This is a genomic window from Planococcus maitriensis (genome assembly GCF_003289925.1).
In the GTDB taxonomy this organism is placed as follows: domain Bacteria; phylum Bacillota; class Bacilli; order Bacillales_A; family Planococcaceae; genus Planococcus; species Planococcus maitriensis.
Map to the genome: position 1 here is coordinate 264,967 of NZ_QLZQ01000002.1, position 14,124 is coordinate 279,090.

Below are 14,124 nucleotides of genomic sequence, written 5' to 3' on the forward strand. Positions count from 1 at the left end.
TTTGTTCAATTCAAGCGTTCGTTGATCATGTCATAGGCGTAACGTGCCATTTCGTTCTTGTCATCCAATGTGTACGCGCGCTGCAAATGGTACATGGCGTCTTCCGTGCGGTCGCTCGATACAGCGTACAGGACGCCCAGGTTGTAATGGACGTCTGAGTTGTCCACATCGATTTCCAGCGCCTGGACGAATTGCTCTTCCGCCATCTCGAATAATTCAAGAGACGCTAGCGCGATTCCGTAGCTGAGACGCGCTTGCAGGTCATTTGGATCCAATTCGACAGCACGCTGCAAATAAGGCAAAGCGAGCTTCGGCTGGTCGATGCGTTCGAAGCATTTGCCGATCATGTAATGGGCATCCGATCCTTCGATGCCGTTTTGGACCGCTTTTTCATACAGCTTCAGCGCTTCCTCGTAGCGTTCTGCATTGAAATACAAGTTCGCCAAGCCGTAGTAAGCGGTCGCGGACGTCTCATCGAGAGTCAATGCTTTCTGGAAAAACCGCTCGGCACGCTCCGTTTCATTCATCGACGCCAGGACATGCCCGAAGTTGATGTAACCGAGCGCGTCTTCCGGCTGTTCTTCAATGGCGTTGGTGAACGCCTGGATGGCATCTTCCGCCCTGCCTTCCTGCAGGGCTTTGATGCCGATTTCATTATAATTCATAGCCGATCCCCCCATCATCCTACATAGTCCAATTGTGAACCGTTTTTGAATACGCGGTCGATCGTGCCGCCGCCGAGGCATTCGTCGCCATCGTAAAAGACGACCGCCTGCCCTGGCGTGATCGCACGGACCGGTTCATCGAAGGTGACGAGCGCTTCGCCGTCTTTCATGTCGACCGTGACGCCGATGTCCTGCTGGCGGTAGCGGAATTTCGCTGTGCACTTGAAGCTTGCGGACGGAGCGTCGCCCGTCGTAAAGCTCAAATTGACCGCTGTCAGGCTATCGGAGAACAAAGCATCGTGGTGGATGTTCTGCCCGACGTAGAGGACATTTTTCTCCAGGTCTTTTCCGATGACGAACCACGGGTCGCCCGCTCCGCCGATGCCGAGGCCTTGGCGCTGGCCGATCGTGTAATACATCAAGCCGTCATGCGAGCCTTTCTTGATGCCATCCAGGGTTTCCATCGAACCCGGTTGAGCTGGCAGATATTGGCTCAAGAACTCCTTGAAATTGCGTTCGCCGATAAAGCAGATGCCGGTCGAATCTTTTTTCGTCGCTGTCGCAAGGCCTGCTTCAAGTGCGATTTCACGCACTTCCTTCTTCTCGATCGCACCCAATGGGAACATGACTTTCGACAACTGCTCCTGGTTGAGCTGATTGAGGAAATAGGTTTGGTCTTTATTGTTATCGACACCGCGCAACATGTGCGTGACGCCGTCTTCGTCCGTTTCGACGCGTGCGTAATGGCCCGTCGCGAGATAATCCGCACCGAGGCTCAGGGCATGTTCAAGGAAGGCCTTGAACTTGATTTCCTTATTGCACATGACGTCCGGGTTCGGCGTGCGCCCGGCTTTGTATTCCTCGAGGAAATACGTGAACACTTTATCCCAATACTGCTTTTCGAAATTGACCGCGTAATACGGGATGCCGATCTGGTTGCAGACGCGGATGACGTCTTCGTAATCTTCCGTGGCTGTGCAGACGCCGTTTTCATCGGTATCGTCCCAGTTTTTCATGAAGATGCCGATGACGTCATAGCCTTGCTGCTTCAATAAATACGCGGCAACCGAAGAGTCGACCCCTCCGGACATGCCGACGACTACGCGTGTATCTTGTGGAGCTTTTGTTTCCATATTTATTCACCTTTTCTATTTTTGCGCCAGGCGCTTCGTGATTTGAGCCGTTTTTTCGGCTGCTTGTGCAATATCCGTGGCAGTCAGGCCGATGCCGAAACTAAAGCGGATCGAATTGCGCAGCTCTGCTGCATTTTGCCCGTACATCGCAACAAGTACATGCGACGGGTCGATCGAACCGGCCGTACATGCCGACCCGCTTGAAGCGGAAATGCCGGACAGGTCCAAATTGACCAAGAATGATTCAATGTCGATGCCGTCCAAGGATACATTGAAAATATGCGGCAATTGATCGGTGCCGTTCTCTTTAAAATCGATGCCATTTCCCTTGAATTCGGCACGGAAAATTTTTTTGAATTCCGTGAACGCTTGGCGTTTATCTTCCATCGTTTCCTGCGCGATTTTCACTGCGCTGGCGAACGCCTGTATGGCGGGGACGTTTTCAGTTCCGGCACGGCGTTTACGTTCCTGTTCGCCGCCGAACATCAATGGCTTGAGCGGCGTGTTTTTGCGCTGGTATAAAAATCCGGTGCCTTTCGGGCCGTTCACTTTATGGGAAGAGACCGATAGCAGGTCGACATTCAACTCGTTCACATCGATCGGCATTAGGCCATACGCCTGCACTGCGTCGGTATGGAAGGTGACATCCGTCCCTTTCAATAGTTCCCCGATTTCCGCAATCGGCTGGATCGTGCCGATTTCGTTGTTGGCGAGCATGACAGTCACGAGAATCGTATCATCCCGGAGCGCCTGTTTCACGTCTTCCGGCTTGACGCGCCCGGTTTCATCCACCGGCAAATACGTCACGTCGTAGCCTTGTCTCCCCAATTCTTCACAAGCGTGAAGAACCGCATGATGCTCGGCTTGCGTCGTAATGATATGGCGGCCTTCTTTAGCGCTGGCTGTTCCGAAGATCGCCAAATTATCCGCCTCTGTGCCGCCGGATGTGAAGATGATTTCAGTATCGTCAGCCTGGATGCTTTTCGCGAGCGTTCGCCGCGCTTCATCCAATATGCGCCGCGCATCGCGCCCGGTTTGGTGGATGCTTGATGGGTTTCCGTAATGTTCACTTAAGGCTTTGGCGAATACCGCCGCCGCTTCCGGATGCATCGGCGAAGTTGCCGCATGGTCCAAATAGATTTGCTTCATGATTCATTAACTCCTTATATATAGAACATATAATGTTCGGTGTCGCCTTCTTCAGTCGTCGCCAAATCCTCGATCGTCGTCGTGTCCAGGACATTCTTCACGGCATCGCGTATGCGTCCCCATAGTTCGCGCTGCGGCTGTTTTTCGTCTTCAATGCCTTCGACCGGCTGGATCGGCCCCTCAAGCACGCGGATGACGTCTCCTGCTGAAATCTCTTTCGGGTGGCGTGTCAGCATATAGCCGCCGTATGCGCCCCGAACGCTTTTCACGAGCCCTGAATTGCGCAGCGGCGCCACGAGCTGTTCAAGGTAAGCTTCCGACAACTCATTGTCCGCGGCAATCTTGCGCAGCGGCACCGGCCCCGCCCCGTATTGTTTCCCTAATGCGATCATGATCGTTAAGCCGTAGCGGCCTTTAGTTGATATTTTCATATAAAACTACTCCTCTGGAACCTTATCGTCAATTCTTCAAATAAGTATAGCATATCTTACAGGACATAGGCTTTCAATGACTTTCGGCGCCCGATTCGCTATACTGATGGAATGAATAGACGGAAGGAGTTTTCCTCGTGCACAATGAACCACTCGCTTTCCGAATGCGTCCAAGGACAATCGACGAAGTCGTCGGCCAAAAGGACGTCATCGGGCCCTCTACCGCATTGTATAAAATGATCAAAAGCGGCCACGTGCCGTCCATGCTCCTATACGGCGATCCAGGAATCGGCAAGACTTCGATCGCCCATGCCATCGCCGGCACATCGGACCTGCCGTTCATCGCGCTCAATGCGACGACCTCCGGCAAGAAAGATGTCGAAGCGGTCGTCACCGAAGCGCGCATGACCGGCAAGGTTTTGCTGTTTTTGGATGAGATCCACCGCTTCAATAAATTGCAGCAGGACGCGCTGTTGCCGCATGTCGAATCCGGTTCGATCGTGCTGATCGGCGCGACGACGGAAAATCCGTTCCATGATGTCAACCCGGCGATCCGCTCCCGCTGCGGCGAGATCAAGCAGCTCAAGCGGCTGACGCAAGACGATATCATCGAGCTGTTGAACAAAGCTTTGAAGGATGAAAAACGCGGGCTCGGCCGCGAGAAGATCCGGATTTCCAATGAACAGGTCGCCCGCATCGCCGAAGGGACGAACGGCGACGCGCGCAAAGCGCTGACGATGCTCGAATCGATCGTCATCGCCTCCGATGAAGAAGATGGGGAATATCTCGTCGATGACGGCATCATCGAGCAGATGATCAAACGCGTCGGCGTGTTCGGCGACAAGAAAGGATCCCATTTCTTCAATCTGCTGTCGGCTTTGCAGAAGTCCGTGAGGGGCAGCGATGTCAACGCAGCGATGTATTACCTCGCCCATTTGCTTGAAAACGGGGACTTGACCGCTGTGACGAGGCGCCTGCTCGTCATGGCGTACGAAGACATCGGGCTTGCCAATCCGGCAGTCGGCGGCCATGTGCTCGCCGCCTGCCAAGCGGCCGACCGGCTCGGATTGCCCGAAGCTCGCATCCCGCTTGCGCAGGCGGTCGCAGAGATGTGCCTATCGGAAAAATCCAATTCGGCCTACCGCGCCATCGACGCCGCCACCGCCGCGATCAACAAAGGCCAGGTCGGGGACATCCCGGCGCATCTGCGCGATACGCACTACGCAGGCAGCGCAGAACTCGGCCACGGCGGCTATAAATATCCGCACGATACGCCGATCGGCTCGTTCGGCGGCTGGGTCGACCAGGACTACTTGCCGAAAGAATTGAAAAAGGCGGAATTCTATAAGCCGGTCGTCGCCGGAGAAGAAAAGAAATTCGCGGGCATCTACGAAAAGCTGAAAGGCTTCCGCAAAAAATAATGCATAAAGAAACGGACGGAGAATGAATTCAGTGTCCAATCATTGAAATGATGGTTATATTTCACTGTTAAATGTAGATTTTATTATTATGAAAAACTCAATGAAATATCTTAAAGTTTGGAGAAGTGTTTGCTTGTAAAACCTTCTGCTCAATAATGCTGCGCATTACTTCGCAAAGATAAATTCTCACGTAGTTCGACCTTATCTTTCCTGTGGGATCAGCGGGTTTGAGAGACCCCGCAAGCAGCGAAGCGAATGAGGAGGCTCGATTCCCGCCCCACGGAAAGCAAGCAATAAGCTTCGGAAAACTCGACCTCATAACTATTTCTACAAACAGAAACGGACGGAGAATGACATCATTCTCCGTCCGTTTTTCCTTTACCTATTGGTTGACGCGCTGGATATGGATCGATTTGGTGATTTGGTTGACGACCCAGCTCGCTGCGATCAAGCCGACAGTCGAAGGCGTGAAGGCATTGGAAGATGGCGGCATCTGCGCTTTGCGGATCGCTGCATCCTTCTTGCCGACGGTTTCGACGACATCTTCACGGACGACAATGGGGCTTTCATCGGAAAAGATAACCGGAACGCCTTTGCGGATGCCCGCTTGCTTCAGTTTCTTGCGGATCACTTTCGCCAAGGGGTCGGTATGGGTCTTCGAGATATCCGCGATTTTAAAGCGCGTCGGGTCCGTCTTGTTGGCGGCGCCCATACTCGAGATGATCGGGATGCGCCGGCTATAGCATTCCTTGATCAGATGCACTTTATAAATCAATGTATCCGATGCATCGATGACATAGTCCGGTTGGTGGCTGAAGAATTCTTCGTAAGTCTCTTCCGTATAGAACATATGGAGCGTCACGACTTCGCAATCCGGATTGACGTCCGCAATGCGTTTTTTCATCACTTCGACTTTGGATTGGCCGACTGTGGAGAGGTTCGCAACCAATTGCCGGTTGATGTTCGTGATATCGACATCGTCCTTGTCGACAAGGATGATTTTTCCGACGCCGCTTCTTGCGCAGGCTTCAGCCGCAAATGAACCGACACCGCCGACACCTAGGATGGCGACCGTCGAGCCTTTCACCAGTTCCATCCCTTCCTTGCCGATGGCGAGTTCATTTCTTGAAAATTGATGTAACATATTCACACTGCCTTTCCGATTCGATATTAAATAGGGATACTAGGGATTATACACATAGAAAATCCCTCCGGCAAATGCCGGAGGGATTTGGATTTCTTATGTAAGAAGAATCCCGATCGTGCCGTCCTTTGTGTTGCGCATCGTTTGAACCCGCTTATAGCAGGTGGGTGACCGCATCACCACTTATAACTTCCCGTTAAGGCATGTTAGCCATGGTGATATGTAGGTCTCCCGACGACAAAATGTTGGGTCAAAATCGAATTGCTAAAAACGAACACATCAGGATTCTCTCTACAAGTATAGTAGCATACCCGAAAAAGATGTACAAGCCTTTTACTCTGAATCTTTTTCACTATTCTGAATAGTTACCGCTAGGCTTAATTCTTCTAATTGGGCCGATGATACTGTACTTGGCGCTTCCGTCAGCATATCGCTTGCGGAAGCGGTCTTCGGAAATGCAATCGTGTCGCGCAGGTTGGTGCGCCCTGCCAATAGCATCACCAAACGGTCAAGGCCAAATGCAATGCCGCCATGTGGAGGCGTCCCGTACTCGAATGCTTCGAGCAAGAAACCGAATTGCTCTGTCGCTTCTTCTTTCGAGAAGCCGAGTACTTCGAACATTTTCTCCTGGATATCGCGTTTGTAAATACGCGCCGATCCCCCGCCGAGTTCGTAGCCGTTCAATACTAAGTCGTAAGCTTGGGCACGTACGTTTTGAGGTTCCGTGGAAAGCTTGTCGAGATCTTCTTCGAACGGCATCGTAAATGGATGGTGCGCCGCGTAGTAACGGCCGTCTTTGTCGTCGTATTCAAGCAGCGGCCAGTCGGTGATCCATAGGAATTTGAAGATCGATTGGTCGATCAAGCCCAAGTCTTTGCCGAGCTTCATACGCAAGGCACCAAGAGCGTCTGCCACGACCGTTTTCGAGTCGGCGACAAACAATAACAAGTCTCCTGCTTCAGCATCAGCCGCTGCGATCAAGCTATCAGCCATCTCGCCTTCGAAGAATTTAGCGATCGGCCCTTTGACGCCGCCTTCTTCCACTTTCAGCCATGCCAAGCCTTTCGCGCCGTAACGAGCAGCGAATTCGCCAAGTGCATCGATGTCTTTGCGCGAATAATTGGCGGCTTGTCCTTTGGCGTTGATTAATTTGACTTGCCCACCAGATTCGACGGCTCCTGTGAAGACTTTAAACGCGGAGTCTTTCACCAGTTCCGATACATCGGTCAATTCCATGCCGAAGCGGACATCGGGCTTATCGGAACCGAAACGTTCCATGGCATCACGGTAGCTCATGCGCTCGAAGCCTGAGTCGATGTCGACGCCTTTGACATCCTTCATCACTTGGATCATCAAGCGTTCGTTCAATTCGATGATGTCTTCCATCGTCTGGAAGCTCATTTCCATATCGATTTGCGTGAATTCCGGCTGGCGGTCAGCGCGCAAATCTTCGTCGCGGAAACAGCGTGCGATTTGGTAATATTTATCTACTCCTGAAACCATCAGCATTTGCTTGAACAATTGCGGTGATTGCGGCAAGGCGTAGAATTCGCCGTCGTGGACGCGGCTTGGCACGAGGTAATCGCGAGCGCCTTCCGGTGTCGATTTCGTCAAAATCGGCGTTTCCACATCCAGGAAGCCTTCGCTGTCGAGGAAATTGCGGATCGTTTTCGTGACGTCCGAACGCATTTTCAAGGTTTCGAACATCGCCGGGCGGCGCAAGTCCAGATAACGGTATTTCAAGCGCAAGTCTTCGCTGACATCCGTTTGGTCTTCGATTGCAAACGGCGGGTTCTTCGCGGCATTGATGATCTCCGCGTTATCCACTTGCACTTCGACTTTGCCGGTTTTCATCGCGGCATTCACTTGGCCTTCTGCCCGTTCGACGACTAGCCCATCGATATGGACGACAAATTCATTGCGCAACGATTCGCCGATTGTTGACGCTGTTTCCGAAATTTCCGGATTGAAAACCACTTGGACGATTCCTGAACGGTCGCGGACATCGACGAAAATCAATCCGCCGAGGTCGCGGCGTTTCTGGACCCACCCTTTCAATGATACGCGCTGGCCGATCGCCGCTTCGTTCACTTCTCCACAATAATGTGTTCTCGACATAGTTATTCCTCCAATGATTTCTTTTTCTGGATGCTTTCAGCCAATTCACCGAATGGCACTTCCTGCTGGTCACGCGTCGCCATTTCCTTGACGGCCGCTTTGCCGCTTTCAAGCTCCGATTCTCCGATGACGATGACAAAACGCGCTTTTTTCCGGTCGGCAGACTTCATCTGGGCTTTCATCTTGCGGTCCGTGAAATCCATATCCGCCGAGATGCCATTTGCGCGCAAGTCACGGACTATGGACATGGCTTTCTTTTTCGAGGCAGCGTCCATCGCGATGACGTATGCATCAAGCGATTGGCCTTGCCCGATTTCCACTTTCTCCATCTCGAGTGCGAGCAACAGGCGTTCGATGCTCATCGCAAAGCCGATCCCTGGTGATTCCGGGCCGCCGAGGTCTTCGACTAGCCCATTGTAGCGGCCGCCGCCGGCAAGCGTCGTGATTGCCCCGAATCCTTCCGCCTCGCTCATGATCTCAAACGCGGTGTGGTTGTAATAATCAAGCCCTCTGACCAGGTTCGGGTCGACAACATAGCCGATGCCAAGTTCGTCCAAATAGGCCTTGACTTGCGCAAAATAAGCGGCCGATTCTTCGTTCAAATAATCGGCAAGAGAAGGGGCCGTCGCCATCAAAGGATGCTCACGGTCCACTTTACAATCGAGAATGCGCAGCGGGTTCTTCTCCAGCCGGTTCTGGCAGTCACTGCAGAATTCGCCGATCGACGGAGCGAAATGTTCAATCAGCGCTTGTTTATGAGCCATGCGGCTTTCGGTATCGCCGAGGGAATTCAAGACGAGCCGCAAACTTTTCAGCCCACTCGATTTATAGACGTCCATCGCGAGCGCGATGACTTCCGCATCGATCGCTGGATCTTTCGAGCCGATCGCTTCGACGCCGAACTGGACGAATTGCCGTGTACGCCCCGCTTGCGGGCGCTCATAGCGGAACATCGGGCCGGTATAGTAAAGTTTCACCGGCTGGTCAGGCTGGCCGAACAGCTTGTGTTCGACATATGAGCGCACGACGGATGCGGTTCCTTCCGGGCGCAATGTCAGGGAACGGTCCCCGCGGTCCTGGAATGTGTACATTTCCTTCTGGACGATATCGGTCGTGTCGCCGACGCCCCGCTGGAACAATTCCGTGTGTTCGAAAACCGGCGTGCGGATTTCCTTGTACTGATACAGATTGCATAATTCATTGATCGTCCGTTCGACTTCCTGCCATTTGGCTGATTCTTGCGGCAGCACATCATATGTGCCGCGCGGTGCTTGGATATTGCCCATTTCCATCTCTCCTTTTCCATACAAAAAAGCTCCCGCCCCTTGCTTGCGCAAGGGACGAGAGCTATAAATTAGCTTCCGCGGTTCCACCCTAGTTGGCGCAAACTTCTGCGCCCTCTCTGTCCGGATAACGGCCGGAGCCGTCTTAGCCTAATAAGCGCATGCGCCGTTCAGTAAAGAACCTCGAGAGTGTTGTTCGTTGCAGATCCCTGCAGGAAAGCTTTCAGCCCGGGGCTTTCCCTCTCTTTTCAGTCGATGCCAGCAATTACTTTCTCCGTCTTCAGCAAAATTATATAAGTAGAATAAATCAATCTTAATCAGCTGAATAAATCTTGTCAAGCTTTTGCATACATTGCCTGATTTTTTTGATATTATGATGAAGATGAATTTTATTTAGGAGGCCCGCTATGCAACGACGATTCTTACTCACCTTGCTGGTTTTTATCTTGGCCTTATCAGGCACAATCCCTCTGTCCGTTTCATCCCCTGCCCATGCAGATAACGGCGAGGTGACCGCGACCGGTTCGACGGTCAATGTCCGGACCGGCCCGGGTTTGAGCTATGAAGTGATCGGCTCGATGAAACAAGGCGACAAAGCACAGCAGATTTCACGCAGCGGCGATTGGATCGAGATCCGCCACGGCAATACAGACGGCTGGGTCGCTTCCTGGCTCGTCAGCACAGAACAAGCGCAAGAGCCAACAGCCCAAACCGCCGTATCGTCCGTCGACAGCCTGAACATCCGCACGCAGGCTGATCTATCATCCGCGGTGCTGTCGAAAATGAACGCCGGCGATCAGGCACAAGTCATCGCGAGCCACGGCGACTGGACGGAAGTGCAATTCCGCAATGTCCGCGGTTTCGTCTCGACACAGTACATAAGCTTAACGGAGCAAAAAAATGCGGCTCCCGAAGACTCTTCTTCCGCCGACCAGCCGGAAGCTTCACAAGCTCTCGAGAAACTTTCTTCATTCCGCATCGCGGTCGACGCACTCAATGTCCGCGCAGAGCCAAGCTTGAATGCTGAAATCCGCGACTCTGTCAAAAAAGGGCAAGTGTTCAGCGTAAAAGGGATGGACGGCAACTGGGTCCAGCTCGAACTTGAGGAAGGCAAAACCGGCTGGGTCTATGCCTTTTATGGCGAATTGTCCGACCAGCCCGTCCAACAAGCGGGTTCTTCCGATGAACAAGTGACCGTCCTTACCGATGGCACGAACTTGCGCGCACAGGCAAGCACATCTTCAGAAGTCGTCACCCGTGCAGATGCCGGTACGCAGTTGCCAGTGACGAGCAAAGAGGGCCAGTGGTATCTGGTAGCGCTTGAAGACGGCCGCCAAGCTTATATCGCCGACTGGGTCGTCCGCACAGGATCGTCCACTGAAACGGCCGGTGCCGAAAAAGAGCAGCCCCCGAGAAAAGCCGGCACACTGAACGGCTTGACGATCGTCCTGGATCCGGGCCATGGCGGCAATGACGGCGGGACGGTCGGCGTCCGGAAGACGAATGAAAAAGACCTGACATTGAAGACAGCGGAAATCCTGTCCCATCATTTGCGCTCTGCAGGGGCGGAAGTCGTAATGACGCGCCAGTCCGATGTTTACGTCGATCTCCGGCACCGCGTATCCGAAAGCCATCAAGTGGCAGCGGACGCCTTCATCAGCATCCATTACGATGCCACGGAAGACAGCACGGTTTCGGGCTTTACTTCGTATTACCAGCACCCATACCAGCAAAAATTGGCCGAGCACATCAACGGCGGATTGGCCGGGAAATTGACGCTCGATGACCGCGGCGCAAGGAAAGGCAATTACCTCGTGTTGCGGGATAACCGCCAGGCCGCGGTGCTCGTCGAACTTGGCTTTCTCAGCAATTTCAACGAAGAACGCATCGTATCGAGCGACCAATTCCGTGAACAAGCGGCACTTGGCCTCTACAACGGCATCATCAGCTATTTCGATTCCGAATTAAGTGAATAAACCCGAATGCCCCGCTCCTCAAATGAGAAGCGGGGCATTTTTTTACTTTTGAGCATTCGCCGTGTCCATAAATAAAAGAGGGCTGGCCCAAAAGCCGTATTTCACGACGCTTCGGGACAGCCCCTGCTCTATTTATTTTTTAGCCCCGTCCGAGTCGACGATGATGGTGACCGGCCCGTCGTTGACGAGCTGGACGTCCATCATGGCGCCGAATACGCCGGTTTCGACCTGTAGGCCGTGGCTTCTTAATTCGTCATTGAATTTCAGCCACAAGGGTTCGGCTTGTCCCGGGCGCGCCGCTTCGACAAAGCTCGGGCGCCGCCCTTTTTTCACGTCCCCATACAAGGTGAACTGGGAAATCGACAGCACGCTGCCTCCCGCTTCCTCGATCGAGCGGTTCATCTTGCCGTCTTCGTCTTCGAATAAGCGAAGTCCCGCGATTTTCTTGGCGGCATATACTGCATCCGCTTCCGTATCGCTATGGGCGATGCCGACAAGCAGCACATAGCCGGACTCGATTTCCCCTGTTACGCGCCCGTCAACGGTGACGGACGCTTTTTTTGAACGCTGCAATACGACTTTCATGGCTCCTCCTTAATTCGTCACTCGAGTGACCGAATAAACGTCCGGGATTTGCTTGATGCGTTCCACGACACGGTTCAGGTGGGAGATGTGCGGGATCATGATCGACAAATTGATCGTCGCGATCTTGTCTTTGTCGGCACGCCCGCTGACGGCGGTGATCGTCGTCTTCGTCTCGCTGACCATGTGCATCACTTCGTTGATCAAGCCCGAACGGTCATAGGCCTGCACTTCAATATCGATTTGATATGATTTGTTTTCAGGCGACCCTGCGTTTTCCCATTCAACCGGGATTAGCCGGTCGGATTCATCCGCCTGGATATTCGGGCAATCCGCGCGGTGGACCGAGACGCCTCGGCCTTTCGTGATGAACCCGAGAATGGCATCGCCCGGCACCGGATTGCAGCATTTCGACAAACGGATCATCATATTGTCGATGCCGCGCACGATGACGCCGGATTCCGTCTGTTTTTTCGGCTGGTTGGATTTCATTTCCACGGTGATCTTTTCGATAGCTTCTTCCTGTTCGCGCTTTTTGCGCTGGCGCTCCGCCAGACGGTTGACGACTTGCTGCGCGGTGATGCCGTTGAACCCGACAGCCGCATACATATCATCTTCGCTGGCGAAATTGTATTTCTCGATGACGCGTTTGATGTTCTCCGCCGTCAGCACTTCTTTTTGGGTGAATTCCTGTGCTTTGATCTCTTTTTCGACAAGGTCGCGCCCTTTATGGACATTGTCCTCGCGCACTTGCTTCTTGAAGAATTGCTTGATCTTGTTCTTGGCCTGCGTCGATTTGGCGATGTTCAGCCAATCGCGGCTCGGGCCGACCGATTGCTTGGAAGTCAAGATTTCGACGATGTCGCCCGTATGCAGTTCGTGATCAAGCGGCACCATCTTGCCGTTCACTTTCGCGCCGATCGTCTTATTGCCGATTTCGCTGTGGACGCGGTAGGCAAAATCGATTGGGCAGGAGCCGTCAGGCATTTCGATGACATCGCCTTTCGGGGAGAACACGTAGACCATGTCCGAAAACAAGTCGAATTTCAGCGATTCCATGAATTCTTCCGCATTGTCGGATTCGTTCTGGAAATCCAGGATTTCGCGGAACCACGACAGGCGGGAATCAACGGAGCTGATCGGCTTGTCTGAAGTCTTGCCTTCTTTATAGGCCCAGTGCGCCGCTACCCCGTATTCGGCGATGCGGTGCATTTCTTCGGTGCGGATCTGCACTTCCAACGGATCGCCCTGCGGCCCGATGACCGTCGTATGGAGCGATTGGTACAGATTCTGCTTCGGCATGGCGATGTAATCCTTGAAGCGCCCAGGCATCGGCTTCCATGTAGAATGGATGATGCCAAGCACTGCGTAACAATCCTTGATGCTGTCGACCGTGATGCGCACGGCGAGCAAGTCGTAGATTTCATTGAATTGCTTGTTCTGCATCGCCATTTTCTTGTAGATGCTGTAAATGTGTTTCGGGCGCCCGAACAGGTCGGCTTCGATGCCGACATCGTCGAGCTGGACACGGATTTCATCCATAACATTGTTCAAATAGTCTTCCCGCTCCGTGCGTTTTTTCTTCATCAGGTTGACGATGCGGTAATATTGCTGCGGATTCAAATAACGGAGAGCCGTATCTTCAAGCTCCCATTTGATCGTGTTGATCCCCAGGCGGTGCGCGATCGGCGCAAAGATCTCCAGCGTCTCGTTCGCTTTGATGCGCTGCTTCTCGACCGATTGGTATTTCAAGGTCCGCAGATTATGCAGGCGGTCTGCCAGCTTGATCAGGATGACACGTATATCCTGGGCCATCGCGACAAACATCTTGCGGTGGTTTTCCGCCTGCTGTTCTTCTTTCGACATGTACTTAATCTTGCTGAGTTTCGTGACGCCATCGACCAATAATGCGACTTCCTCATCGAATTCGCGGACGATGTCTTCGCGGCTGACGTCGGTATCTTCTACGACATCATGCAAAAAACCCGCTGCGACTGTGGCCGGATCCATCTGCAGTTCTGCGAGGATCCCGGCCACTTGCACCGGATGCACAATATACGGTTCGCCGGATTTCCGGAATTGGCCATCATGGGCTTCATAGGCAAGCTGGTACGCCTTTTTTATCGTATCCACGTGTTCTGCATTCATATAGGACGCAACCATCTCGAATACATCTTCAACTGTTCTCACTTGATCTTTCGCCATAATTGCCCACCTTGCTT

11 protein-coding genes, 1 other RNA gene and 1 other annotated feature are annotated in these 14,124 nt (G+C 52.9%); of the genes, 2 read left to right on the forward strand and 10 right to left on the reverse strand.

What is annotated here, in order from left to right; all coding sequences use genetic code 11:
• Nucleotides 1-5 precede the first annotated feature (5 nt).
• The 4 genes from DP119_RS07680 to cymR are packed head-to-tail and all read right to left on the reverse strand — an operon-like array spanning nucleotide 6 to nucleotide 3,378.
• Nucleotides 6-665, reverse strand: coding sequence for a tetratricopeptide repeat protein (locus DP119_RS07680; RefSeq protein ID WP_205853854.1), 660 nt, complete (start codon nucleotides 663-665; stop codon nucleotides 6-8).
• 14 nt (nucleotides 666-679) lie between these two features.
• A complete protein-coding gene (mnmA, locus tag DP119_RS07685; protein WP_112232432.1) occupies nucleotides 680-1,798 on the reverse strand; it encodes a tRNA 2-thiouridine(34) synthase MnmA in 1,119 nt (372 codons plus the stop codon).
• Between the two features lie 15 nt (nucleotides 1,799-1,813).
• The gene (locus tag DP119_RS07690) at nucleotides 1,814-2,947 is read right to left on the reverse strand and encodes a cysteine desulfurase family protein (RefSeq protein WP_112232434.1); all 1,134 of its coding nucleotides are present in this window, start codon (nucleotides 2,945-2,947) and stop codon (nucleotides 1,814-1,816) included.
• A 14-nt stretch (nucleotides 2,948-2,961) separates the two neighbouring features.
• Complete coding sequence (gene cymR, locus DP119_RS07695) at nucleotides 2,962-3,378, reverse strand: cysteine metabolism transcriptional regulator CymR (protein WP_112232436.1); 417 nt, start codon at nucleotides 3,376-3,378, stop codon at nucleotides 2,962-2,964.
• Nucleotides 3,379-3,515: 137 nt separating this feature from the next.
• Here cymR and DP119_RS07700 point away from each other — a divergent pair, with 137 nt between their 5' ends.
• Entirely contained in the window at nucleotides 3,516-4,799 is a 1,284-nt protein-coding gene (locus DP119_RS07700) for a replication-associated recombination protein A (RefSeq protein WP_112232438.1), read from the forward strand.
• A 382-nt stretch (nucleotides 4,800-5,181) separates the two neighbouring features.
• Here DP119_RS07700 and DP119_RS07705 read toward each other — a convergent pair whose 3' ends face one another.
• The 4 genes from DP119_RS07705 to hisS all read right to left on the reverse strand — a co-directional run bounded on the left by DP119_RS07705 (nucleotide 5,182) and on the right by hisS (nucleotide 9,347).
• Nucleotides 5,182-5,943, reverse strand: coding sequence for a tRNA threonylcarbamoyladenosine dehydratase (locus tag DP119_RS07705; protein WP_112232440.1), 762 nt, complete (start codon nucleotides 5,941-5,943; stop codon nucleotides 5,182-5,184).
• A gap of 105 nt (nucleotides 5,944-6,048) precedes the next feature.
• Nucleotides 6,049-6,232, reverse strand: a non-coding RNA gene (ssrS, locus tag DP119_RS07710) — 6S RNA.
• A gap of 44 nt (nucleotides 6,233-6,276) precedes the next feature.
• A complete protein-coding gene (aspS, locus tag DP119_RS07715; RefSeq protein ID WP_112232442.1) occupies nucleotides 6,277-8,061 on the reverse strand; it encodes an aspartate--tRNA ligase in 1,785 nt (594 codons plus the stop codon).
• A 2-nt stretch (nucleotides 8,062-8,063) separates the two neighbouring features.
• Complete coding sequence (gene hisS / locus DP119_RS07720; RefSeq protein ID WP_112232444.1) at nucleotides 8,064-9,347, reverse strand: histidine--tRNA ligase; 1,284 nt, start codon at nucleotides 9,345-9,347, stop codon at nucleotides 8,064-8,066.
• A gap of 47 nt (nucleotides 9,348-9,394) precedes the next feature.
• Nucleotides 9,395-9,634 (reverse strand) — a binding site (T-box leader).
• A 117-nt stretch (nucleotides 9,635-9,751) separates the two neighbouring features.
• On the opposite strand from hisS, the gene DP119_RS07725 reads away from it, so the two are divergent.
• Complete coding sequence (locus tag DP119_RS07725; protein ID WP_112232446.1) at nucleotides 9,752-11,320, forward strand: N-acetylmuramoyl-L-alanine amidase family protein; 1,569 nt, start codon at nucleotides 9,752-9,754, stop codon at nucleotides 11,318-11,320.
• A gap of 132 nt (nucleotides 11,321-11,452) precedes the next feature.
• Here DP119_RS07725 and dtd read toward each other — a convergent pair whose 3' ends face one another.
• Both dtd and DP119_RS07735 read right to left on the reverse strand, forming a co-directional pair.
• Nucleotides 11,453-11,905, reverse strand: a complete 453-nt coding sequence (gene dtd, locus DP119_RS07730; RefSeq protein WP_112232448.1) for a D-aminoacyl-tRNA deacylase — start codon at nucleotides 11,903-11,905, stop codon at nucleotides 11,453-11,455.
• Between the two features lie 9 nt (nucleotides 11,906-11,914).
• A complete protein-coding gene (locus DP119_RS07735; RefSeq protein WP_112232450.1) occupies nucleotides 11,915-14,107 on the reverse strand; it encodes a RelA/SpoT family protein in 2,193 nt (730 codons plus the stop codon).
• Between the last annotated feature and the right edge of the window lie 17 nt (nucleotides 14,108-14,124).